Consider the following 24,651-nt stretch of genomic DNA (forward strand, 5'->3'; position numbering starts at 1 on the left):
ATTAATCTGCTATTATTCCACACCACATTCTACCACCTCCACCACCAAGAGGTTCAGGACTATCTGAATAATTATCAGAACCTTCATGAATCATTATACTATGTCCAACTAGTTCTTCTAATGAATCCAATTTAGGTGCTAGTATAGGTGTAGTAGCCGTACCATTAGAATTGACAACCAAAATTGGTAGATCACCTTTATGACCATTTTCATTATACGGCCCTAAATGTTTATTATTATCTTGAGGATCCCAATGTCCACCAGCTGCCTTACCGTTATTATCACAACTTGGATTAATATGGATATGCATTCCATGAGTACTAGATTTTGGTAAATTATATAGATGTGGAGTTATTAACATTCCTTCTTGTTTACCATTTTGGATATATGGTGATATTGTTATCGTTCCAACTTCTTTATTCGTTTCGGTATTTTTCATATGGACAATTAATTCACCATCATGCCCTCTATCATATGTTTTTTCACCAAATAGAGAAAAGCTTGATAATAAAACTACAGTTAATCCCATACCTAATATCTTATAAGATGTTTTTATAGCCATAATATAACTCCGGTGCTATTTAATATCTATATCAAACATAATACAAATATTTAAAAATATAATCCATATCAGAAATACAATAAAGTATTTATTATCATAAGTAAGCTTTATGATAGAATCGAAATATAATTATTATAGATTCATGGCTATTATGAGGAAATATTTAATATTACTAATATTAATTGTTGCTCCACTATTTTGTTTCTCGGAGGTTCCAAAGTGGCAAAATTACGATAAGTCAAAAGCTTTGAGTAAACTTACTAAATTACAGTATTATGTAACTCAAAAAGGTGGAACTGAAAAAGCATTTCATAATAAATACTGGGACAATCATGAACAAGGTATATATGTTGATATAGTTTCAGGAGAGCCTCTATTTAGCTCAACAGACAAATACAATTCTGGAACCGGATGGCCTAGTTTCACTAAACCTATAAGCAAGTCATTTATAATCACTAAAACTGATAACAGCTGGTTTATGAATAGAACAGAAGTTTTATCAAAGTATGGAAAATCTCACTTAGGTCATGTTTTTAACGATGGTCCACAACCATCTGGCAAAAGATATTGCATGAACTCAGCAGCTCTTAAATTCATTCCAAAAGCAGATATGCAAAAAGATGGCTATGGTTCGTACTTGTATCTTTTTAATAAAAAAGAAAAATAAAGATAATATATTCTATAAAAAAATTATATAATTATTAATAACATATTAACTTAAGCTGGGGTTAGAGTTATTACTAAAGATCTTATTGGAGCAATAATACTTAATACAGGTTTTTTGGCATACTCTATACAATATGTGCCTCAAGTCTTGCACAATATAAATCACAGGCAAGGACTATTTAATATAAGTGTTTTTTCCCAGTTTGCTATTTTTGTTTCAGTTCTATGTGATATGGTTATAACTATAGGGTGTGGATATGAGTGGCAGTATGCCGCTATAGCAATATTCTATTTGCTTGGAGTATGTATACAACAATTGCAAATTACTTTTTTATCTACAAAAGTTCCTGAGTTAACAAACCTCCTTTTTATACTTTGTTTTGCAGTAGCAATGCTTGCAATGGGGTCAAACTCTCAAATTGTTTATAAAGTTGCTCAATATATCGGCTTTACAATTAGTATATTTTTTTGGGTTCCTCAAATATACAAAAACCACAAACAAAAAAGAGCCGATGGATATAGTTTAGCCTTTATTCTAATAGCCTTAACGGGTACTAGCCTATATTTATTAAGTTGTATTTTCTTTTCTTGGGATAGAATCTATAAAATTAATGCTATTGCAATCTTCCCAGCAATATTAATTTTATTAACCCAAAAAATCTACTATAGAAATTATCTCAAAACTGAGTAAACTTGTTTCTAATATACTTTAAAAAGTTATATTTAATATAGGAGCTTATTTTGTTAGATCTCAAAGCTTTATATTTTTTGATATCTCTCTTATTGTTAATAATATTTTCAAAAATAAGCTTTAACTTAGGAAGATCTATTCCTATAACGTTGCAAACTTACGCTATAGGTCTCATTATTTTATTTGCTCCCGCAGAAATAGTATTAATGAGTATATTTATTTATGTAATATTGGGAGCTATAGGCTTACCTGTATTTTCAGATAATTCTAAAGGAATGCATGTTTTATATGGCCCAACTGGAGGATATATTATTGGCTTTCTTATCACAGCTATTCTTTTCTACTTTCTAAAAAAGAACTTCTATTTCTTAGATAACGACATACTTCTTATTTTTATTTGGATGCTTCTTATTCATTTTATAATTATAACTTGTGGCTTTATTAGACTTATTTTTTTAATCGAATTTAGAGAAGCTTTTTATAATGGTATTGTTGCTCTAATACTACCTGCAATAATTAAATCCTTAGCACTAACTCTAACTTTTATAATTGTGAAATATTTATTCTTATCATAATTTATAACCCCCAAGTTTATAAAATCATGCTTAGATACGCATAAAATAAAATTAATATTTATGTTATTATAAATAAATAAACTATTTACTATTCTAAAGCATGTCAGGAAATACTTTTGGTAAAATTTTTACAGTAACAACATGTGGTGAGAGTCATGGAGATTCTCTTGCTGCGATTATTGATGGTTGCCCTAGCAATATACCTCTTAATGAAGAAGATATTCAACTAGAATTAGACCGCCGTAAGCCAGGACAATCTAAGTTTACTACTCAACGTAAAGAGCCAGACGAAGTTAAAATAATCTCTGGAATTTTTGAAGGTAAAACAACAGGAACACCTATTGGCTTAATAATAAAAAACCAAGATCAAAAATCAAAAGACTATGGTGAAATAAAAGATAAATTTCGTCCCGGCCACGCTGACTACACATACTTCAAGAAATATGGTATCCGTGACTATAGAGGTGGAGGCAGATCTTCCGCAAGAGAAACAGCTATGCGTGTTGCAGCTGGAGCAATAGCAAAGAAAATCTTAAAACATTACAATATAGAAATTTATGGGTATTGTTCACAAATAGGAAGCCTTAAAATTGATTTTAAAGACAAAGACTTTATAAATCAAAACCCCTTCTTTATCGCAGATAAAAACGCTATGCAAAACTGCGAAGACTTAATTCATAAAATTCGTAAAGAAGGTGATTCTATTGGAGCAGAAGTAACTGTTGTAGCAACAGGTCTAGAAGCAGGATTAGGTAGACCTGTTTTTGATAGACTTGATGCAAATATTGCTCATGCATTAATGAGTATAAATGCTGTAAAAGCTGTAAGTATTGGTGATGGTTTTGACTGTGTCGCTCAAAGAGGAAGCCAACATCGTGATGAAATAACTCAAGATCAAGGATTCTTGACTAATCATGCCGGAGGAATCTTAGGAGGAATCTCGACTGGCCAAGATATAACAGCTAAATTAGCATTTAAACCAACCTCAAGTATTCTACAACCAGGCAGAAGTATAGACATTAATGGTAATGATACAACTGTTATAACAAAAGGACGTCATGATCCTTGTGTTGGTATACGTGGTGTACCAATAGCTGAAGCTATGTTAGCTCTAGTTATAATAGATGAATTACTAATTTCAAAAGCTTACAAGATATAGTAATGAGTGAGCAAGAGTTTTGGAGTTTATTAGTCAACTGGGGTTATTTAGCTGTTGCATTAGCTGTTTTTGTTGAGGGGGAAATCTTTCTAATTATGGTAGGTATTGCTACTGCAGCAACCCTTTTTAGCTATCCTTTAGTTATTATAGCCGCTACTCTAGGAGCTATTGCTCACGATAATACTATATTTATCCTCTCTAAATTTATTGGTAAAAAACTAATTCTAAGAAAAGCTTCATGGAGCTATAAGGCTAGAAAAGCTTCAAAACTTCTAGAAAAATACGAGTCACTAGCTATTCTTAGTATTAGATTTCTATACGGTTTAAGGACTATAACTATATTAATAGTAGGTCTTAGTAGAGTTAGTAAATATAAGTTCATCAGCCTTGATGCTCTAAGTAGCTTTATCTGGTCTTTTATTTATATAACACTAGGATATTTATTTGGCCATGCCATCCTAAAATTCATTAATCATTTTGATATATCTAACTGGATATCTAATAATAAATATTTATCTATATTTATACTTATTCTACTTTCAAGTATTATATACCTTAGTTATAGAATACTCAGATCAAGATCAAAGAGGCGTATAAGATGAATAGTAGATTAGACCTTCTAAAAAAAGGTGCTGGGAGTAATAAGGATAAAGATACTGATAAAAAACCTCGAGCTGGTATGCTTGATGAAGAAACTCAGAAACATAAACAACATAAACATGATGAACTTCTAGATAACGATCATGATGATGATTTTGACAACGAGACTGCTGATTCTCAATCTTCTGAGTTTGACATAGATGATGATCTAAACAATGATAACTCAGATGAAAATGTCAACGTCATTGAAATTAATTTGGATGAGAGTCAAAGTATAGATATAGACCCTTCATTAATAGATGATGATTTTAATGATGAAGAAAAAATTAAAGATACGCCTGAAGATGAATCTGAAGCTAATTCAGAAAAAGACTATAATAGCTTTGATAACGATATAGTCGAAGGTAAAATAACAGTTGATTATAGTGAAGAAGATATAAAACAAGAACTAGAATACACATTTGACCACCGTGAGCAGGTTTATAATATTCACCTTAGAATAATAAAAGATGGTGGCATGGAAATTGACACGACTAAAGTTCTTCATCTTGGAGATATTATTAGGATATCAATAACATTAACAGAACTTAAAGAACAAGTTGGTTGTGAAGCACGAATAGTTTCAGTATATCCCAAAAATATCCGCTTATCTAATAATGAAAATAGCAACACATATCGTTATATAGTACAATTTATTGGTCCGAATGCTTCTGAAACTGAAAGGGTTCTTACTAAATACTTACTAGGATATAAGATAAAGTAATCTTCTATGTCAAAACAAAAAACTATTTTTATTTGTCAAGAGTGTGGCGCCACTTCTCATCGCTGGCAAGGACAGTGCCATAGTTGTAATCAATGGAATACTTTTGTAGAAGAGATTCAGGTAGACCTTAAGAAAGCTCCAAAATCTCGAGCTGGCTTTTCAGGAAGTATCTCAAAAGCTACTGCTCTTTCAGATATTAAAGGTAAGGAACACTCTCGCACATCAACAGGAATATCTGAGTTTGATCGAGTCCTTGGTGGAGGAATTGTTAGAGGTTCTGTAACTCTAGTTGGAGGAGATCCTGGTATAGGAAAATCTTCTATACTTTTACAAATAATGTCATTTTTATCTCTAAACAAAAAAGTCTTATATGTAAGTGGTGAAGAATCTTTAGAACAAATTGCTTTAAGAGCAGAAAGACTCAACTTGGCTAAAGATGATCTTCTAGTAATGTGTGAAACCAATATTGAACAAATATCTAATTATATTATAAAGAATAAGCCCGAAGTTATAGTTATTGATTCTATTCAAACAATATACAATCCTGAATTTCAGTCTATGGTGGGCGGAGTATCTCAAGTACGTGAATCAACAGCATATATAACACAAGTTGCCAAACAACATGAAATAGCTATCTTTCTTGTTGGACATGTCACAAAATCAGGAGATGTTGCTGGGCCTAGAGTTTTAGAGCATATAGTTGATGCTGTAATCTTTATTGAGTCACAAGATAATGGTAGATATCGTATGATGCGCGCTCTTAAAAATAGATTTGGGGCTGTTAATGAAATTGGTATATTTGCTATGACTGATAAAGGGATGAGAGAAGTTAAAAATCCTTCTGCTATCTTTTTGAATAATGGCCGTACTAATCTTGTTGGTAGCGTAATAGTCTCTGTATGGGAGGGGACTCGACCATTACTAGTTGAACTACAGTCTTTAGTTGTTGATAAAAATATCAACCAACCTCCAAGAAGGCTATGTGTAGGTATTGATAGCAATCGCTTAGCAATGATCTTAGCAGTTATACAACGTTATATGCACATTGACCTATATGATAAAGATGTTTTTTTGAATGTTGTTGGTGGTATTAAAATAAATGAAACAAGTATAGATTTAGCTCTTATTTTAATAATTTATTCAAGTATCAAAGAGTTAGAAATACCTCATGATATGCTAATAATGGGAGAAGTTGGTTTATCTGGAGAGATACGCCCTATTCCATATGGAGTTGAAAGGATAAATGAGGCTAGAAAACATGGCTTCAAAAAAATAGTTGTTCCTAAAGCAAATATCTCAAAATCAACCTCTCATAAAGATATTGAGATTATTGGAATATCAAACCTTAATCAGATAAAAGATATAATAACAGGATAATAAAATATGGCTTTTTTAGAGAGTATTAATTTTTTAGATATCTTAATAATAGTAGTGATTTTAATATTAAGTCTTTTTGCATCAGTAAAGGGGTTATTTAAAAATATAGTTTTATTAGTATTAATGATTTTTGCTATAGTATTAGCAGGAGTTTTAGCTCAAAAGATACAACAATCATATATTAACTCTCTTATAAGTGATCCTGGAACAGCATATGTTGTATCATTTATTCTAGTTCTTCTAGGCGCCTATTTAATAATTTTTGGTATTATGAAAGTATTTCTACGCAACAATAAAGAAAAGGAAAGTCTTTCAAATACAATATTTGCTTTTTTCATAGCTTTAGTACGCTTTAGCTTTATTTTTGCTATAGTTTGTTCAACACTAAACTCTTTTGATTCAATAAAAGATAATAGTCTATGGGAAAATTCAACTCTTGTTAAACCTCTTATAAAGGCAGGAAATTATGCATTTAATACAAGAGTTAGAATGCAAGAAACAAATCTTAAAGACTATGTACCTAAAGAAGTTGCTGGAGGCTAAGCTTAGTTTTCATTTTTTAACTGGCGAGTCATTAACTCTTTGACTATATCTTTAGGCTCCACAAATTCATATAGAACTTTATAAGTAGCAAAAACTAAAGGCATATCTACATCATACTTTTTAGCCAGTTTATAAACTGCTTTGGCTGTGGAGTAACCTTCGACAACATTATTAACTTTTTTTAGTGATTCCTCGATACTCATTCCTTGACCAAGATAAAGCCCAAATCTACGATTACGTGACTGATTATCTGAGCAAGTTAAAAGCAAATCACCTAGACAACTAAGTCCAATAAATGTTTCTGAATTTGCCCCTAGTCTAATTCCTAGTTTCTTAATTTCCGCAAGACCTCGTGTAATTAAAGCAGCATGTGCATTAACACCAAATGCCATACCATCAGCGGCTCCTGCAGCAATAGCTAAAACATTTTTAACCGCACCTCCAACTTGAGCTCCTATAATATCTGTAGTTGTATAACATCTAAAATTTTCATTACTAAATAATTGCTGGACATATTTTGCATAATCGATATCTTTTGATGCTACTAACACTGCTGTTGGTAACTTATTTGCAACTTCTTTAGCAAAGCTAGGGCCTGTCAATAATGCAAATTTCACACCTGGTAAGATACTCTCAACAATTTCACTTAATAGCGCATAAGTATCATGGCAAAAACCTTTTGTTGCACTAATAATATTTTGATGTGGTTGTATAACCTCTTTAAGCTCTAGAATAATACTTTTAAAACCTGAACTTGGAGTTGCTACTAATATATCATTAAAATCCCTAATATGAGTTTTCCAGTCTTGAATAGCTTTTAGTGTATCTGGAAACTTTTCTATGCTCGGAAGATACTTTAAATTATTATTATCTTCTAACATTTGCTGATTATGCTCTTTTCTCCAAGAACTAATCTTGACATTATGCCCTTTATAAGCAAGTTGTAAAGCTAATGCTGTGCCCCATGCCCCTGCTCCTAAAACTAGTATATTTTTCTGCATAATATAAAATCATCTGACTACTTTATTTCTACTATATTCTATAGTTACTAAAGTGTAAACACTTGTTATGTTTTAATATAAAAGTTCATAACTATTAGTCTTTCATAGGATAATTATAGACATGATTATTTTTTAGGAATGGCTATTAGATATATGCCCTTAACTCCTTTAGAATCTTGCCACATATACTGGAATCTATCTGGGTTTATAGCACTAAGTCCATATACTGTCTTGACATTATTAAAGTGTACAGCCGGATCAATCATAAATAGCATATCCTTATCGTCATCTATTGTCTTACCTAGCTTTTGGTACCCTGATACTAAAGTCCAATGCCCTCCCCAGTCGATCCAATCCACTAATACTGGAATCCCTTTGTCAATATTTTGATAAAGAAGATTAATATCACCATCTGTACCAAACTTAACTTCAAAACCTTGTTTTTGTAGCCATGTTGCCATTTGCTCAACAGTAGTCCCATAATCATCATTTGTTCCCATTTCTTTTGCTATTTTTAACTCAGTTTGCTTATTCATATCAGAGTCTTTAATAACACCATAATAGTTAAGCAAACTCATAATCGCAGATGGACCACAAGTATAATCTGTAGTTTGTTGATAATCTTTCACATTAAGAAGCTTTAAGCCTTTATCTGTCGATAAATTAAATGTTTTCACCACATTTTCATCATAAGTTTTATTTGCATATTTTCTATAAGAAAATCCTATAGTTATCGTTGATAAAAATATAAAAACACACATAAATAGAGTAAACACTTTCTTATTATCCATAGTTAAGAGCTATATATATTCTAAGTAAAAGGATTTTAGCACTATTTTAAAAAAATGAATCATAAAATTGCTATATCTATTGAAAACAAATATGTTTCTATATATTATTTCGTTATTTAGCGAAACATAGTTTTAAAAATGAAATTAGCAGACATTGTAGATTTTCAAAAAGCCCTAAGTGATGAAACGAGAATTCGAATTTTAATGGTGATATACCAACATGAATTATGCCTTTGTCATTTAGCACATATTTTTAAGCTTGCTAACTCAACCATATCTAAACATTTAGATATTCTTAGGAGAAATGGGTTCATTCATAAACGTAAGCAAGGACGATTTCATTATTTTTATTTTAACTCTATTTATAAAGAGCAGCTAAACTGGCTTTTTCAAATGCTTGGTGATGATAGCACTATCCAAAGCGATCAAAAATTAATTAAACAGATGATTAAAGAGAAGCTCGAGCATCTACCTGAAATACATGCAAAGGAGAATTTATTATGAATGATAGAAATCAATACTTAGAATTCAAAGTCTATGGCTTAGATTGTATCGAGGAAGTCAACATTATCAAAAAGGCTCTAAATAAAGCCATTGCAGAAGAAAATATGCAGTTTGATTTACTCAATGGCAAACTTCTAATAAACCAATCAAATATTTCTTCAAAAGAAGTTATTTCTTTAATTAAGAAATCTGGACTAAATGCTACATCATGGAAAGATCATATTTCAAATAATCAAAATCCTAGCTTTATAAACAAGCATCTTCGCTTAATTACAACATTAATCAGCGGAATATTAATAATATTTGCATACTTATTTCATGCTTTTGATCATGGTTTTATAGGAGCATTTATAGATAGTGATAATGGCTCTAATACGGCAACGATTTATATATCACAACTTTGTTATGTAATAGCAATATTATTTGGCAGTTGGTTTGTTTTTCCAAAAGCCTTTTCTTCGCTAAAACGTCTAGATGCTGACATGAGCTTACTTATGGTAATCGCTATCGTCTGTGCTGCAGCTATTGGACAGCTTTTTGAAGCTGCAGTTGTAAGTTTCCTATTCTCTTTATCTCTTGTTTTAGAAGCATGGAGTGTTGGTAATGCTCGCTCAGCAATAACCAAACTTATGGATCTAACACCAGATACTGCCTTAGTATATTGCTGTCACGATAAGGAGTTTGAAGAGAAGCCTTTAGCTGAAATCAATGTAGGTAAAAGATTACTCATAAAACCTGGTCAAAAGATTGCTCTTGATGGTATTATTATAAAAGGCGATAGTTTTATAAACCAAGCTCCTATTACAGGTGAATCAATACCTGTAGAGAAACAAATCGGTGATGAAGTTTTCGCAGGCAGTATAAATGGTAACTCAGCTATTGAAATTAAGACTACAAAAACAGCTAGTAACTCTTCTATAGCAAAAATTATTCAGGCTATAGAACATGCTCAATCAAAACGTTCATCGTCAGAGAAATGGGTTGATAAATTTGCTAGAATCTATACACCTTGTATGATAATACTAGCTATATTAATCGCGATATTTCCACCATTATTTTTAGCTCAACCTTGGATTAAATGGATATATCAAGCTTTGGTTATTCTTGTCATAGCTTGTCCTTGTGCATTAGTTATATCAACTCCGATATCAATAGTCTCTAGTTTAGCAAGAGCTGCGCGGAATGGTATCTTAATCAAAGGTGGTAACTTTATTGAAATTCCTACAAAGCTTAAAGCTATCGCATTTGATAAGACTGGAACTTTGACTAAAGGCCAACCTGTAGTTAAGCAGACTATAACTAATGATAACTTCTCTAAAGACCAATTAATATCTATAGCTGCAAGTTTAGAAAAAACGGTAGATCATCCAATATCTAAAGCTATTATTGACTATGCTAAACAAAATAATATAGAAGTTGATGAGGCTACTAATACTAAAGTTCTTGGAGGAAAAGGTATTTCTGGAGAAATAAAAAATACTTATTATTGGCTAGGTAGTCATGCTTTTTCTCACGAGAAACAACTTTGTAATAACAAAAAATTACATGAGCAAGCAACAAAACTTGGTGATAATGGTTTTACATTAATATTTGTCGGAAATGATGAAGAAATAATTGGAACTATTGCTATACAAGATGGCATAAAAGACAATATAAGTGAATCTTTAAAACAACTAAAAGACTTAGGCATCAATAAAACTGTAATGCTTACAGGTGATAATTTAGGTACAGCAAAAACTATTGCTCAACAAGCCAATATCGATGAATTCTATGCTGAGCTCTTACCTGAAGATAAAGTTACTAAAGTTGAAGAGCTTGTAAATAAATATACTAATGTTGCAATGGTTGGTGATGGTATCAATGATGCTCCAGCTCTTGCTAGATCAAATCTAGGTATTGCTATGGGAGCTATCGGTAATGATATAGCTATAGAAACTGCTGATATTGCTTTAATGTCTGATGATATAAGCAAATTACCATGGCTAATTAAGCACTCTAAAAGAACACTAAACATAATAAAACAAAATGTAACTTTTGCTATAGCTGTAAAAGCTATATTTATATCACTAGCTATGGCAGATTTAGCAACATTATGGATGGCAATCGCAGCAGATATAGGAACAACACTTATTGTGATAATAAATGCGTTAAGATTATTAAAATAATTTAGATATCATATTTCTCCCATAAAGGTAACATTCTTTTTATGTCTTTCATAAACTTAAATAAACCAACGTTTAATTCAACATTACCATTAGGATCTGTAACTTTTTGAGGGAATCCAATGCCAACACCAAAAAGCCCTGGGGCTATAATTCCTGTTGTAGGATCGTAACATCTTACATCAACGCCCTCTGCACTTGGAACTCTTTGTTGGAATCCTGTAGCATAAATAACTTTATTATATTTATTTAAATGTTTATTAACATGCTCTTGCGTAGATGAGTATCTTTTAACTCTACTATCTAAATTCTGAGAAATATTCTTTCTAACCCATTTAGCTGTTTCACCTTTTAGACCTGAATTGTCATAAAGGATATAATCACCCATATTAACAGCATACTTTAATGGCTCTAGATAAAAATTAGCTACATCATTAACACCAGCTTCTAATAGATTTCTAATAATTATCATAGCTGAATGAGAAGAGCCAAAAACTGCCACTCTATCATCAGACTTAAGCTCTTGTTTTAGCTTACTAGGCTTTAAAGCTGTTGATAGGTCGATCTCTTCAGTTACTTCAAAATTATGAATATTCAAAGATTTTGGTAAAGCTCCAGTAGCAAGAACTACTTTTTTAGCAACATAGCCACTATTCTCACCACAAATATTCCAAACACCATTAGATACTTTCAGATCTGTGATCATATCTTTATTATGATCAACTCTCTTTAAAAGATCATTTGTAACCCATTGTAGAGGCTTAGTAACTTCTTTTAATTGTGTAAATCCATTTCTATCAAAACCTTCTATAGCAAATTGCTGATCATTTTTTTCATAATTAAATGATTTTATATCTTCTATAAATCTAAAGAAAAGCTCTACAGATGTATTACTACTTACTTCGCCCCATTTTTCGCCAAAATCACCAACTTCAAAAAGAGGATCAACCCACAACACATCACTAGTCTTAACACCATTATCTAATAAAAGCCCTAACGTAGCCATTCCTGCAGGGCCAGCTCCAATTATAGCCCATTCATATTTTTTAGACTCTTTCATCAATATCTCTCTTAAATGCTTTAGTGCACATTCATTTTATATTAATTTTATATTATATCGAAGTAATTGCTATCGAATTAATTATTAATTCTAATATTGCATATAAGAAAATCTTATAATACAATCTGAAAATATAAGCCTAGCTAAAATTACAGATATGAGAATTACATTAAAGCAACTTCAGGTTTTTGTCAATACAGCTAAAGCTGAGTCAATTAGTGCAGGGGCAGAAAAATGTTTTATCTCTCAAGCTGCCGCAAGTATGTCACTTTCTCAACTTGAGAATATGCTTGATACCACCTTATTTGATCGTGTTGGCAAACGTATGAAACTAAATGCTAATGGTAAAAATCTTCTAACAAAAGCTATAAAAATATTAGATGAAGTTGAAGAGTTTGAGACTTTTAGTAACAGTAATTCTTCTCTATCAGGAAAAATAATAGTTGGTGCTAGTACAACTATCGCAAATTATATACTTCCTAAATATGTAGCTACATTTAGAAAAACTTATCCTGATGTGAATTTTGAAATAATCTCTGGTAATACTAAAGAAATTATTAACCATGTTGAATCTTTAACTTGTGATGTCGCTTTTATAGAAGGTGAGTGCGATAATCAAGCTATAGAAACTAGTTTATGGAAAAAAGATGATCTAAAGATTATTTGTCAACCAAACCATCCGTTATGTGACAAGAAAAATATAAAGATAAAAGATCTTTTAAAATATGAATGGGTTACTCGAGAGCAAGGCTCTGGGACTTTTGATATTTTCTTTAATGCTCTTGAAGAAAATATGTCAAGCATAAAAAAAGCTATAACATTAAGTAGTTCAGAAGCAATCAAACAATATATAGCTAATAGTGATTGTTTAGCATGCTTGTCTGAAATAATAACAAATCACTCTGAAGATATTAATAACTACAAGATACTTGAAGTGCAAGACCTTGATCTTAGACGTAATTTGTACAAACTACTGCATAAGAAAAAATATCACACAGCATTAACAAAAAAGTTCTGTGAATTTATAGAAGAAAAGATAAAATAAGCTTGAAAAAATAGTAATTACATACCACTTTTATATTTAGATAATTTATCAAGAGGAGAAGATAATGTCATTTGGAATAATCTTATTAATCATTATTGCAATAGTTGCAATATATATAGTGATGACCTATAACAAGCTAATAGCTGAAATAGAAACAGTTAAAAATTCTGAGAAACAGATAGATGTTCAACTAGATCGTAGAGCTAAAGTTTTTGATTCTTTAGTTAATGTTGTAAAAAAATACATGGACTACGAACAAACAACTCTTAAACAAGTGGTTGCTCTAAGAAGTAAGGCTAATATTGCAAAAGAGCAAGGAGATATTCAAACAAGAATTGCTGCTGAAAATAAAATTTCAGATTTAGCTAGAAGCATAAATGTACAATTTGAAAACTACCCAGAGCTAAAAGCTAATCAAAACGTAATCCAACTACAAGAAGAAATTACATCTACAGAAAATAAACTTGCTTTTGCCAAACAGGCTTTTAATGATTCAATAGAAAGATATAATGCTCACAAGAAATCTTTCTTTGCTGGTATTGTGGTTAATTTCTTCAAAAAGTTAAATGAAAACTTTATTTACTGGAATATTTCCGAAGAGAAAAAACAACAGCTAGAAGACACTAGAGTGGAACTATAAAATGTCAAATACTGATAATCTGCAATATGGCTCAGTAAATTGGCGTGATGTTGTCCGCAAAAATACTCGCCGTACTTACTTTGTAATAGCAACATTTCTAATTGTATTTTTTTTATTAGGAATTTTCGTTGACACCTTTTGGCATTATAGTGAACTTGCGAATTATTATTATTCCCATACAGGCAAGCAACTCCCTATCAGTCAAGTATTTATGTGGCTAGCAACTTTCCAGATACCTCCATATGCTACTATGATAATATCAGTAATTGCTATAGTCTGGGTATTTATAACTTTTAGTATGTATGACAAAATCATGCTCTCGGGTACAGAATATCATGAGGTAACTACAGATAACCAAGATCCTCTAGCAAAAAGAGTGTATAACGTTGTTGAAGAAATGAAAGTAGCTGCAGGTATGAAATATATGCCTAAAGTATTTTTGGTTGATGCTAACTATATGAATGCTTTTGCATCAGGATATTCTGAGAAATCTGCAATGGTTGCTATCACAACAAAACTTGCGAATGCTCTAAATCGTGATGAACTACAAGCTGTAATGGCCCATGAATTAACTCATATCCGTAATCAAGATATAAAACTAAATCTATTTACGATGGTTTTATCAAATATGATGCTTATTATTATGGACTTTCTATTCTATTCAGCACTTTTCTCAGGCAATAATCGCAATAGCAACAATCGAAACAATAATGCTGCAGCATTTTTTATTATAATTATGGTTTTAAGATATGCATTACAGATATTTACAATATTTATGATGCTATTCTTAAGTAGAACCCGTGAATATATGGCAGATGCTGGAGCTGTTGAGTTAATGCGAACAAACATGCCTATGGCAAATGCTTTGATCAAAATTGCAAATGATAGTCATACACAAGAAGCTCAGTATAGCTATAAACATAATAAAAATGAGAATCTTCGTCGTGCATCATATATATTTGATCCACTAAGTGCAGGATTTAGTGGCGGCGATATGTCAGATCTTTTCTCTACTCATCCATCTATAGAAAAAAGACTTGCATCAATTGGCGTTAAATCACGCTAAATGATAGGCATAATTATAAAAAATCATGTCAATTAAATATTAAGAAGTTGTTAAATCTACAATTTCTTTAACAAATATATTATAATTGCTAGGAAATTTTATTCATAACTATGATTCTAAAGTAAAAATTAACGCAAAAATAAGTGAAATAAATGTCAGATCAAGAACCACGTAAAAAGCTTTCATTAGGTAGAAAAAAATTATCTACAACAAGAACGTCGAGTATTAGCTCTAACCTAAAAACAAAATTACAAGCTAAAAAAGAAGATAATATTCAGAGCTTCTTCCAAAATACTAATAAAGAACTTAGAGATTTATATCAACAAAGAAAAACTCTAGAAGAGCAAATCAAACAAATAGAACAAAGACTTCTTTTTGCAAAAAGTGAACCTCTTCAAGACTTCTTATTTGAGCTAAAATCAAAAGACTTTGATTTACTAGTAGAAATAAACTCTTATATAAATAATATCTAGAAAACTATTTTTAGAATATTGATGCAAATATTTCTTTAATGCCTTTCTTAGCAAGACTTAGCATTTTCGCAAACTCTTCTTCTGAGAAATCTTTACCTTCAGCTGTACCCTGAATCTCGATCATACCTCCATTTGAGTTCATTACAACATTCATATCTGTCTCAGCATTTGAATCTTCATCATAATCAAGATCCAATACAGGCTCATTATTATAGATGCCTACTGAAATAGCCGCAACTTGTGATAAAAGTGGCTCAACATCAGACTCTATCATAGAGTTTTCTTTCATATAGTTAATAGCATCTTTAATAGCTAGCGATGCTCCTGTAATAGAGGCTGTACGAGTTCCTCCATCTGCTTGAATCACATCACAGTCAACTTTGATAGTATTCTCACCTATTTTAGTTAAATCAACACTTGCACGTAATGCTCTACCTATTAAGCGTTGAATTTCTTGAGTCCTACCAGATTGCTTACCACGTGCAGCTTCTCTGTCCATTCTAGTATGTGTTGAACGAGGAAGCATACCATACTCAGCAGTTAACCATCCTTCACCAGAATCTTTTTTAAATCTTGGAACGCCTGGAATCACAGATGCTGTACAAAGAACCTTAGTATCACCAAACTCTATAAGAACAGAACCTTCCGCATGCTTTGTAAAATTATGTGTAGCTTTGATATTACGTAATTGATCACTATTTCTACCACTTGGACGCATTTTATAATCCTTTTATTAATTTCATAACTTTATAAGTGTATAATTATACAAATCGAAATTAAAATAAGAAACCTTAACATTAAGGTATTTCTAATATATGAAGATAATAGATAAAGATAGCCTAATAAAATCTCAAAGGTACTGGCTTAATGATGCTAAAAACTTGGTTACTACTCTATCTAAGTTTTATGGTGATATAAAGCTAGATGTAGTTTCACAGAAATTCACAAAATTAATAGCATTAGAAGCAGATTTATTAAAAACTAATGAAGCTCTTGTTAGGAAAATCACTCTCTCTAATACTGATAAAACTTTTGTTTTTGCTAGAACGATTGTACCAAAAAATACTTATGATTATTTTACTCAAGATATAGATAACTTAGGTACAAAACCTATCGGTGATAATTTACTTTTTGATAAATCAAAATTTGATAGGGATGAATTCATAATTCGTAAATTAAGTGCAAATGACTTTCTGCAAGAAACAGCAAAAGAAATAGAGACTGAAATATTTTCACGTAGTTCTCTATTTGAGTACAAAGATAATAGAAAACTTAAATTTCTAATCACAGAATATTTTCTAATTTTGCCGGAAAAACATGATGCTTAATAGAGAAAAGTTAAAGGCATATTTTATGCTAATGCGGCTACATCGCCCTATTCCAATACTTTTGATCCTATGGCCAACACTGACTGCTTTAGTATTAGCAAGTCATGGATTAGCAAATATTAAATATTGGATTATCTTTACTGTCGGTGTTGTAATTATGCGCACAGTTGGATGTATTGTTAACGATATCGCTGATATTGATTTTGATAAGCATGTTGCTCGTACAAATACTCGCCCACTAACTAGTGGTAAACTTACTGTTAAAAATGCTATTTGGCTCTGTACTTTTCTAACACTAGTTGCATTTATATGTGTATTATTTTTGAACTTATACACAATCTTATTATCATTTATTGCATTATTTTTAGCTGTACTTTATCCATTTTGTAAAAGATTTTTTGCAATACCTCAACTAATATTAGGGCTAGCTTTTAACTTCGGTATTTTTATGGCTTTTTCAGCTATACAGAATAAGATACCTTTAGAGGCTTTGATTTTCTATTTATCAACAATATGTTGGACTATAGCTTATGATACGGTATATGCGCTAGCCGATAGGGAGTTTGATTTAGAAATAGGTATAAAATCATCCGCTGTTTTATTCGGTGATAATGTATTTAGATATATATTCTTATTTAACCTCATCTCTTTAGTATTACTTTTTGTTCTAGGCATATACTGCAACTTTAATATGATTTTCTATTTAGGCGTAATAATATCAGCATTATTTTTTATCAAAAATTATTTTATCTACAAAAAGCTAGGTATAACTAACTGTATAAAAGCCTTTTCTGATAATCATTGGGTTGGATTAATAATTTTTGTTATTGTATTACTTCAATATATCTAGGAGAAAAAATGAACTTAGTAATAGGCGCTATTTTAGGATTTATTTCAGTAGCTCTGGGAGCATATGCAGAACATGGTTTAAAGGCTCAAATTTCAGCTGAACATTTTGATTTCATAATGACGGCTCTACGCTACAATCAAATATATGCCATCATAATTAGCTGTATTGGTATAGCTCTACTAAGTAGTAGAAATTTAGCAGGTTGTTTTACACTTAAGCTAAGTAGCTTGCTATTCATTATAGGTACTATATTTTTTAGTTTTAGTATCTATATTTCTGTAATATGGAATATCTCGGATATTCTGAGACTAGCTCCTATTGGTGGGACTATTTTAATGCTCGCATGGCTTAGCCTAGCAATAGCAGCCATCTCTATGAAAAAGCTTCTTTTGAAGTAATCTTCCGATGTACATAATTAAGCTAAAAATATCCAATAAATAAAAATATTAATTAATGTCATTGGAATTCCAATTTTAGCAAACTCTAAGAAAGTTATTGTTATAGATGCTTTTTTTTCTGCATTATGGATTATGATAATATTACTTGCAGCTCCAAGTATTAATAAGTTACCTGCTATAGTACTAGCTGCTGCCAACACCATAATCTCTTTGTCACTTGCTCCTAAATGACTAAGTAATGGTAGATACATAGCTACTAATGGTACATTTGATATTAACTGGCTAAGCACAACACTTACTACTAATATAATGGGAATAGAAACAAGGTTTATATTAAGATTATTTATAACTAATTGGAAAAATCCACTTTGCCATACACTTGCCATTAATACAAACATTGCCGCAAAGAAAATTAAACTATGCCAATCTACTTTGGCTATTATCCTAATCCTATTTTTGCTAAAAAGTAAAATCGGTATAGCTGCAATAACCGTTATATAAACTAATTTAATTTGTATTTGAAAATGTAAAAATGTCAGAATAATCTTAATAAATATTAAACTTAACAATATAATCAAAGACATTTTAGCCAATGATGCTAAGCGATGGTCTTTTATTGATTCATAAGTATGATTAAGCTGATAATCATGATTAATTTGTTTTTTATAGAAAAGCTTTATCAAAAAAAATGCTGCAAACAAATTTATTAGTGTTGGTATACACAAATAACGGAAAAATGTTATAAATGAATTATCTAAATTAGCTTGTGTAGCAATAAGGAAATTTTGTGGATTACCTAGAGGACTCATCACACTACCTATTGTCACAGCAAATGACAATGTTAATAAAAGTATCTTTGGGTTAATAGCATATTTTCTTGCCATTAATAAAAGCATAGGTGTACCAATAATAGCCAAAGTATCATTCATAAGAAATGTAGAAGCTAATCCTGCTCCAAACAAAACATATAATAATAGCTGATTTATATTTTTTGCTCTTCTAAATAGCCTGTAAGATAAAAAGCTAAGATAACCACTCTCCTCAAGTGCTACCCCTATAACAAACATGCTAAATAAAAACATCATTACATCTAAATTTATAGACATCAAAGCATTAGTAATAGAAATTTGTCGTGTTATTAATACGATAATTGTACCTAAAAGCATTATCTGCCAAATTTGGAATCGTATATTACCAACTTGTCTAATTGCAATAAGTATAAAAACACCTATTAAAACTATTATGGGAATTATCATATTTCTTATAGCCTATAAATTTATTAGTAGAATACAATAAACAAAACTTAGATTCTGATTTTTTAGCCAAAAAGATTAGATAAACTTAGCATAACACATAAAATAATGAGAAATATCACAAATAAAGGAATAATAAATCGTAACCAGCTTAAATAATTAACGCGAGCAGTAGCTAAATATGCTAAAAGCATTCCAGATGTTGGAGTAATCATATTCGATAATCCATTACCAAATAAGAATGCTGAAACAGTACTTTGCGCAGATACATGAAGCTGATGCCCAACAGGAACCAATATAGGCAATGTCACAGCTGCTTGGCCTGATGTTGAAGGAATTAAGATATCCAAAATCATCTGGATAAACATCATAATATTAGTAGAGATAATTCCATCACCAAACTGTAACAAATTACTTAAATCATAAATTATCGTATCTAAAATCATGGATTTTTTTAATAATATATCAACAGCCCCAGCCATTCCAATTAAAACTGCTGCTAAGACCATTCTACGCATTCCTGATATAAATGCTTCTGCAGCCACACTTGGATTTAAACGAGCGACTACTGAAATCAATAAAGAAAATATAATATAGAAAGTACTTAATTGGTTAGTATTCCAAGCCCAATGATGCTGAGCATAAATTAAGAAAACTACTGCTACGACTATTAAAACTAGTAGTGAAAAACTAGTCTTATCAAGCTTTTCTGCTTTATCATGATTTATAGCCACAGGTGTAACAGCCTGCTTCTTAATATAAAAAAACATATATGCACAACCAGCGATCAATAATAATATATATGCACAAAAACGAAATGGGATACCACTTAATACTGGGATGCCCGCAATTGGTTGTGCAACAGATAAAGCAAATGGATTTGTTACTGATGCTATATAACCTAACTTAGCTGAAATAGCTACTACAGCAAGTCCTACTAAATTAGATAGTCCAAAACGTGCCATTAAAGCTACTATAATAGGAATAATAATTAGATATTCAGATATCAAACCTACAAATGTACTTCCTAAACTTAGAATAACCATCAAAGTGAAAGTAAGCAGGTATAAATTTGCTTTAGTCAATACCAATAAACGATCTATACCTTTCTCTATCAACCCTGTTTCTTGTAACACACCAAACATTCCACCAATAATTAATACCATCATTATTAAAGTAGAATAATTTTTAAACCCATCAGGTATAGCAAGAAATACATCTAGAATCCCCAAACCTGAAGATGTTTGCTTGGCATGAACCATAAATAAATTTGTCAAACTAAAGTGAACATTCTTAATCGCAGTATAACTGTTTGGAATAACATTTTTACCATCATAAGAAAAAGTTCCAGATGGAATTAGGTAACTTAAAACCAAACAGAGAAAAAGAACTATTAACATCAACAGCACAGGATGCAATAGCTTCTTTGATTTATTGTCTTTATTATTCATAACTCTTCCTAATTACTAGCTAATTTAGTTTTAACATAATCAGAAAGCTTTTGACTTAAGATACCAAGATTAGTCTGTAAATCAATAAATCCTTCTTTTTTTACATAACGAGTTTCGTCCAAATACAAAGCTCGATTAATTTCTATTTGCACGCTATGAATATTCATACTAGGATCACCACAACTACGAACAATATCTCCCCCTTTATAAGGATGATTATAGCTAACGCTATAACCTTGCGATTCTAATGTCTCAATACATAGTTTTACAAATTCTTTCTCACATGTTGTTCCTTCTGCATCACTTATCACAAAATCTGGTCTCGATGCTCCAGCGTCAATATTCATCTTATTACCTTTTGATTTCATTGAGTGACAGTCAATATGATATACTTTTCCAAACTTTGATTTTTTTTCTTGAAGTAAGTCTGCTAGTGTATTGCGATAAGGAAGATAGTATTTATCAATTCTACCAACAACTTCTTCAACAGATAATTTATCCATATACATTGGCTGATTTGGTAGTGCATACCTACGGATAAGTCCCATTCCTCTTTTTGAATAATCTGTAGTATAGATTTCTCTAGTCCATTCACCATTGATCAAATCTAAATCTATATCAGTAACTGCTCTATTTGGATCAATAAATGCTCTAGGAAAAGATGCAGCTAATATAGTTGCTCCATATTTCAGTGACTCTTGCCATAATTGATCTACATACCAATCACATCCACTTTTTAATGCATCAATAGTCGCACATGTTTTAAATTCTAAAGGAAAAATAAAACCACTATGTGGAGAGTCAAATAATAAAGGAATTTCTTCGCAAAAAGGCTTATGAATAGTATATGACATAAATTTTAATTATAAATTTTTTATTTCATTGTACTTTTAATCTACACGTATTAGAAGAAAGTATACGACACTTATTTTAGTTATCTAGTTTATAAGCATTATGAAGATATTTGAAAATATGGCGGAGAGGAAGAGATTCGAACTCTCGATAGCCGTTAAGCTATACACGCTTTCCAGGCGTGCTCCTTCAACCACTCGGACACCTCTCCAAAGAAATATAAAGTATACAGTAAAAGCTTATATTTTCAACTTTTTAGATCACCATAATGATGCCAGAAACAAACATCAAAATTATAAATAAAGACTTAAGTAGTTTAGGAGATATAACTCCTAGATAATTAACTGCCATAAAACTACCTAACAAAGCAAATGGAATAGAAGACAAAAGTAAAGGTATACTTAAATACCCAAGTGTTGATGGGACATTTACTGAAACTCCAAGAGTAAGCATAAGTGTACCTATACCTGCAGTAATAAACACACATACACTAGTAATTGCTATCGCTTTTTTAATATCAGTTCCAATCTTAACAAAGAACATTGTCGCGAATGTTGTTGAACTAGCTAATACACTCAAAACTCCACAAAGACCAAATATACTATACCTAGAAGTTCTTGGAAGTCTTATAACTTTATTATCATTATGAGATATCATCCAAATTCCACTACCAAATAATAAGAATGCAAATATTATCTTTAACAAATCAGTATTTATATATTTAGCTATGAAACCTCCTAAAATAGATCCTATAGCTAAATATAGCAAATAATACTTTAGTTCCCCTAAATGAATATTGTCTCTTCTATAATGCTTGTATGTAGCCATCAAACTAAGAAAAACTGACATCCCAAAACAAGTTGCCAAAGCTATTTGCATAGCAAAAGATGACCCATAAACATGAACTATAATATAGTAAAATGCTGGAACAGCTATTAAACCTGCCCCTCCGCCTAATAATGTTGAGATAAAGCTAGCTGTAAAGCCAACAATAGCTCCTAAAATAATTACTAACATATTTTTTCCTTTTAGAATTAAATTATTTAAGATAGTTATAAACAGTAGCTCTACTAACACCTAATGCCCTAGCAATGTATTGACTTGCATTCTTACCATCTAGTGCACCTTGGTTTTTGAGCTCCAATATTAAATCTTTTTTCTGAGAACGAGTCATATTATCTATAGATAAGCTTTTTTCTATACAATACTTTTGTACGAATTTATTTATTTTTTCATACAATGTATCTTTGAATAAACTCTGTTTTTGCTCAGACATTTTATTATCATTATTATTTATAAATGCATTTATTAAACCTTGATATTTATCAAAGATAGAAATATCTAAATTCACACACAGTGTTCCAATAACATTTCCTTGATCACTCTTAATTATAGTAATAATGCTTTTAATTTTACGACCATCATAGTTAAGCTTTTCATAAGGTCCTATTACTTTAGGAAGCTCATCATAGACATCTAATCCTATATGATCCATATATGAAGAATCGCCAACTTCTCTTTTAGATATAGGATTAAAAATAGCTTTTATTTGCTTCTTTTTTAGATCATGAATAACAACTTCAGCAAATGGATATAGCAACTTACTTATAGCTTCGGCGACATTAGAATATTCTTCAAACTTAGAATTCATAATAACAACAATATTGCATTTTTTGATATTATATTCTAATTTAGAATATTTTGTCAATAAAATAATTTAAAAGTGGTTTATATTACCTTTTATTTCTACGTATATTTATAAGGTTAACAATTATCGGTCCAACAATATTTTGCCAAATAGCATAAAATGTTGCTGCTATAGCCGCCTGATCACCAAAAAAGACCAACGCTATAACAATTCCTAAACCAACATCTAATATACTAAACTCAAAAAGTAACGCTAACCTACTTTCAAAATCTAAACCTAAAATTTTTCCCACCAAATACCCAAAAATATTAGCAAAGGTACTAAGTACTATAACACTTAGAATAATATCAATAGGCACAAGCATTATAGTTTTTTTATTTAAAGCCGTGACTACTATTACTATTAATATAATTAGAAATATTGGGATGTTAGATATTTTTCTTAAGTTTGACTCATTTAATTTAGTGAACTTACTAATTAAAATTCCTAATACTATAGGCAATATAACTATTATTGCCATAGTTTTAAACATCCCAAACCAATCTAAATTAATACTCTTTGAAAAGAAAATATAAATAATTAATGGCATAAATACTGGTGCTAATAAAGTAGTCAAAAAAGTCAAACTGACTACCAAAGAAATATTGGCTCTAGCTAATAATGCCATCACTCCAGAAGCTGTGCCTCCAGGACAAGTTCCCACAATAACAATACCTATTAAAGCCATCAGATTTAACCCAAAAACTTTACCTACTATAAAAGCAGCTGTAGATATTACAACTAATTTCAAAAAAAGTATAACCAATAACTTCCATCTTAAATTAGCTACTTGTATAAAGTCTTTGGCCTTTAAATGTAACCCTATAATTAACATAATCGCAGCTAGTAAATACGTAATGTAAGGTTTTAATGGCACAAATATAGAAGGTACTGAAACCGCCATAATAACACCTACTATAACTATAATTGCAAAGTATTTTTGAACAAAATTCATTTTCATATAAAACTATTTTTAAGTTTAATTAATTCCTTCGGAGTATTTTACATACTAGTTAGCAATAATAAACATATTTTTATATTTCAAATATGTACCTCTAGCTTAAATAGTTCATATTAAAAACAAAAACAAGTTTGGAAAAGCATATTAGCTTGCTATAATGAGTTTGTTAGACTATTTTAATTCATGTAACAAC

At 30.7% G+C, this 24,651-nt stretch carries 28 protein-coding genes and 1 tRNA gene; 17 read left to right on the forward strand and 12 right to left on the reverse strand.

Annotation, left to right across the window (positions count from 1 at the left end; translation table 11 throughout):
- Window position 1 precedes the first annotated feature (1 nt).
- Complete coding sequence (locus R8535_RS02000; protein ID WP_442902154.1) at window positions 2-562, reverse strand: superoxide dismutase family protein; 561 nt, start codon at window positions 560-562, stop codon at window positions 2-4.
- Between the two features lie 151 nt (window positions 563-713).
- On the opposite strand from R8535_RS02000, the gene msrB reads away from it, so the two are divergent.
- The 8 genes from msrB (at window position 714) to R8535_RS02040 (ending at window position 6,936) form a co-directional block, all read left to right on the forward strand.
- Window positions 714-1,229: a peptide-methionine (R)-S-oxide reductase MsrB gene (gene msrB / locus R8535_RS02005; protein WP_329496184.1), complete on the forward strand. Its 516-nt coding sequence runs from the start codon at window positions 714-716 to the stop codon at window positions 1,227-1,229.
- Window positions 1,230-1,298: 69 nt separating this feature from the next.
- Window positions 1,299-1,919, forward strand: coding sequence for a PQ-loop repeat-containing protein (locus R8535_RS02010; protein WP_442902157.1), 621 nt, complete (start codon window positions 1,299-1,301; stop codon window positions 1,917-1,919).
- 92 nt (window positions 1,920-2,011) lie between these two features.
- Window positions 2,012-2,494 carry a biotin transporter BioY gene (locus R8535_RS02015; RefSeq protein WP_329499471.1) on the forward strand — a complete coding sequence of 161 codons (483 nt, stop codon included), beginning with the start codon at window positions 2,012-2,014 and terminating at the stop codon, window positions 2,492-2,494.
- A gap of 100 nt (window positions 2,495-2,594) precedes the next feature.
- Entirely contained in the window at window positions 2,595-3,653 is a 1,059-nt protein-coding gene (gene aroC, locus R8535_RS02020) for a chorismate synthase (protein ID WP_329496126.1), read from the forward strand.
- Window positions 3,654-3,655: 2 nt separating this feature from the next.
- On the forward strand, window positions 3,656-4,255 hold the full coding sequence (locus R8535_RS02025; RefSeq protein ID WP_329496124.1) for a DedA family protein: 600 nt from the start codon (window positions 3,656-3,658) through the stop codon (window positions 4,253-4,255).
- Entirely contained in the window at window positions 4,252-5,016 is a 765-nt protein-coding gene (locus R8535_RS02030; protein ID WP_329496122.1) for a PilZ domain-containing protein, read from the forward strand. Before R8535_RS02025 ends, R8535_RS02030 begins: the two co-directional genes overlap by 4 nt.
- Before the next feature lie 6 nt (window positions 5,017-5,022).
- On the forward strand, window positions 5,023-6,393 hold the full coding sequence (gene radA / locus R8535_RS02035) for a DNA repair protein RadA (RefSeq protein ID WP_329496120.1): 1,371 nt from the start codon (window positions 5,023-5,025) through the stop codon (window positions 6,391-6,393).
- Between the two features lie 6 nt (window positions 6,394-6,399).
- A complete protein-coding gene (locus R8535_RS02040; RefSeq protein ID WP_329496117.1) occupies window positions 6,400-6,936 on the forward strand; it encodes a CvpA family protein in 537 nt (178 codons plus the stop codon).
- A 2-nt stretch (window positions 6,937-6,938) separates the two neighbouring features.
- On the opposite strand, the gene R8535_RS02045 is transcribed toward R8535_RS02040, so the two are convergent.
- Both R8535_RS02045 and R8535_RS02050 read right to left on the reverse strand, forming a co-directional pair.
- The gene (locus R8535_RS02045) at window positions 6,939-7,937 is read right to left on the reverse strand and encodes an NAD(P)H-dependent glycerol-3-phosphate dehydrogenase (protein WP_329496116.1); all 999 of its coding nucleotides are present in this window, start codon (window positions 7,935-7,937) and stop codon (window positions 6,939-6,941) included.
- A 125-nt stretch (window positions 7,938-8,062) separates the two neighbouring features.
- Window positions 8,063-8,698 (reverse strand): C39 family peptidase, encoded by a 636-nt coding sequence (locus R8535_RS02050; protein WP_442902156.1) that lies wholly within the window; start codon window positions 8,696-8,698, stop codon window positions 8,063-8,065.
- Between the two features lie 168 nt (window positions 8,699-8,866).
- Here R8535_RS02050 and R8535_RS02055 point away from each other — a divergent pair, with 168 nt between their 5' ends.
- Together R8535_RS02055 and R8535_RS02060 are read left to right on the forward strand one after the other, a co-directional pair.
- A complete protein-coding gene (locus tag R8535_RS02055; RefSeq protein ID WP_329496112.1) occupies window positions 8,867-9,232 on the forward strand; it encodes an ArsR/SmtB family transcription factor in 366 nt (121 codons plus the stop codon).
- On the forward strand, window positions 9,229-11,397 hold the full coding sequence (locus R8535_RS02060) for a heavy metal translocating P-type ATPase (RefSeq protein WP_329496110.1): 2,169 nt from the start codon (window positions 9,229-9,231) through the stop codon (window positions 11,395-11,397). The genes R8535_RS02055 and R8535_RS02060 overlap by 4 nt, the downstream gene beginning before the upstream one ends.
- A gap of 1 nt (window position 11,398) precedes the next feature.
- Here the strand turns inward: R8535_RS02060 and R8535_RS02065 are convergent, their stop codons facing one another.
- Window positions 11,399-12,454, reverse strand: a complete 1,056-nt coding sequence (locus R8535_RS02065) for an FAD-dependent oxidoreductase (protein WP_329496108.1) — start codon at window positions 12,452-12,454, stop codon at window positions 11,399-11,401.
- A 157-nt stretch (window positions 12,455-12,611) separates the two neighbouring features.
- Between R8535_RS02065 and R8535_RS02070 the strand changes: the two genes are divergently transcribed.
- The 4 genes from R8535_RS02070 (at window position 12,612) to R8535_RS02085 (ending at window position 15,678) form a co-directional block, all read left to right on the forward strand.
- On the forward strand, window positions 12,612-13,499 hold the full coding sequence (locus R8535_RS02070) for a LysR family transcriptional regulator (protein WP_329496106.1): 888 nt from the start codon (window positions 12,612-12,614) through the stop codon (window positions 13,497-13,499).
- Between the two features lie 64 nt (window positions 13,500-13,563).
- Window positions 13,564-14,139: a LemA family protein gene (locus tag R8535_RS02075; protein ID WP_329496104.1), complete on the forward strand. Its 576-nt coding sequence runs from the start codon at window positions 13,564-13,566 to the stop codon at window positions 14,137-14,139.
- Window position 14,140: 1 nt separating this feature from the next.
- Window positions 14,141-15,205: a zinc metalloprotease HtpX gene (htpX, locus tag R8535_RS02080; protein ID WP_329496102.1), complete on the forward strand. Its 1,065-nt coding sequence runs from the start codon at window positions 14,141-14,143 to the stop codon at window positions 15,203-15,205.
- Window positions 15,206-15,357: 152 nt separating this feature from the next.
- A complete protein-coding gene (locus R8535_RS02085; RefSeq protein ID WP_329496100.1) occupies window positions 15,358-15,678 on the forward strand; it encodes a hypothetical protein in 321 nt (106 codons plus the stop codon).
- A gap of 10 nt (window positions 15,679-15,688) precedes the next feature.
- Here the strand turns inward: R8535_RS02085 and rph are convergent, their stop codons facing one another.
- A complete protein-coding gene (rph, locus tag R8535_RS02090; protein ID WP_329496098.1) occupies window positions 15,689-16,396 on the reverse strand; it encodes a ribonuclease PH in 708 nt (235 codons plus the stop codon).
- Window positions 16,397-16,493: 97 nt separating this feature from the next.
- Between rph and R8535_RS02095 the strand changes: the two genes are divergently transcribed.
- Genes R8535_RS02095 through R8535_RS02105 form a run of 3 tightly spaced genes read left to right on the forward strand, consistent with a single transcriptional unit; the run spans window position 16,494 to window position 18,254 of the window.
- On the forward strand, window positions 16,494-17,006 hold the full coding sequence (locus R8535_RS02095) for a chorismate--pyruvate lyase family protein (protein WP_329496096.1): 513 nt from the start codon (window positions 16,494-16,496) through the stop codon (window positions 17,004-17,006).
- Entirely contained in the window at window positions 16,999-17,856 is an 858-nt protein-coding gene (ubiA, locus tag R8535_RS02100; protein ID WP_329496182.1) for a 4-hydroxybenzoate octaprenyltransferase, read from the forward strand. The genes R8535_RS02095 and ubiA overlap by 8 nt, the downstream gene beginning before the upstream one ends.
- An 8-nt stretch (window positions 17,857-17,864) precedes the next feature.
- Window positions 17,865-18,254 (forward strand): DUF423 domain-containing protein, encoded by a 390-nt coding sequence (locus R8535_RS02105; RefSeq protein ID WP_329496094.1) that lies wholly within the window; start codon window positions 17,865-17,867, stop codon window positions 18,252-18,254.
- Between the two features lie 17 nt (window positions 18,255-18,271).
- On the opposite strand, the gene R8535_RS02110 is transcribed toward R8535_RS02105, so the two are convergent.
- The 7 genes from R8535_RS02110 to R8535_RS02140 all read right to left on the reverse strand — a co-directional run bounded on the left by R8535_RS02110 (window position 18,272) and on the right by R8535_RS02140 (window position 24,452).
- A complete protein-coding gene (locus tag R8535_RS02110) occupies window positions 18,272-19,510 on the reverse strand; it encodes an SLC13 family permease (protein ID WP_329496092.1) in 1,239 nt (412 codons plus the stop codon).
- Between the two features lie 62 nt (window positions 19,511-19,572).
- The gene (locus R8535_RS02115) at window positions 19,573-20,958 is read right to left on the reverse strand and encodes a hypothetical protein (protein WP_329496090.1); all 1,386 of its coding nucleotides are present in this window, start codon (window positions 20,956-20,958) and stop codon (window positions 19,573-19,575) included.
- 8 nt (window positions 20,959-20,966) lie between these two features.
- Window positions 20,967-21,812 (reverse strand): N-formylglutamate amidohydrolase, encoded by an 846-nt coding sequence (locus R8535_RS02120; RefSeq protein ID WP_329496088.1) that lies wholly within the window; start codon window positions 21,810-21,812, stop codon window positions 20,967-20,969.
- A 119-nt stretch (window positions 21,813-21,931) separates the two neighbouring features.
- Window positions 21,932-22,021 (reverse strand) — tRNA-Ser (locus tag R8535_RS02125).
- Window positions 22,022-22,065: 44 nt separating this feature from the next.
- Entirely contained in the window at window positions 22,066-22,827 is a 762-nt protein-coding gene (locus R8535_RS02130; protein ID WP_329496086.1) for a sulfite exporter TauE/SafE family protein, read from the reverse strand.
- Window positions 22,828-22,849: 22 nt separating this feature from the next.
- Complete coding sequence (locus R8535_RS02135; RefSeq protein ID WP_329496084.1) at window positions 22,850-23,461, reverse strand: helix-turn-helix transcriptional regulator; 612 nt, start codon at window positions 23,459-23,461, stop codon at window positions 22,850-22,852.
- A gap of 82 nt (window positions 23,462-23,543) precedes the next feature.
- Window positions 23,544-24,452 carry a bile acid:sodium symporter family protein gene (locus R8535_RS02140; RefSeq protein WP_329496180.1) on the reverse strand — a complete coding sequence of 303 codons (909 nt, stop codon included), beginning with the start codon at window positions 24,450-24,452 and terminating at the stop codon, window positions 23,544-23,546.
- Window positions 24,453-24,651: the final 199 nt, after the last annotated feature.

Origin of the sequence: Francisella sp. 19S2-4 (genome assembly GCF_036281795.1) — a bacterium.
In the GTDB taxonomy this organism is placed as follows: domain Bacteria; phylum Pseudomonadota; class Gammaproteobacteria; order Francisellales; family Francisellaceae; genus Francisella.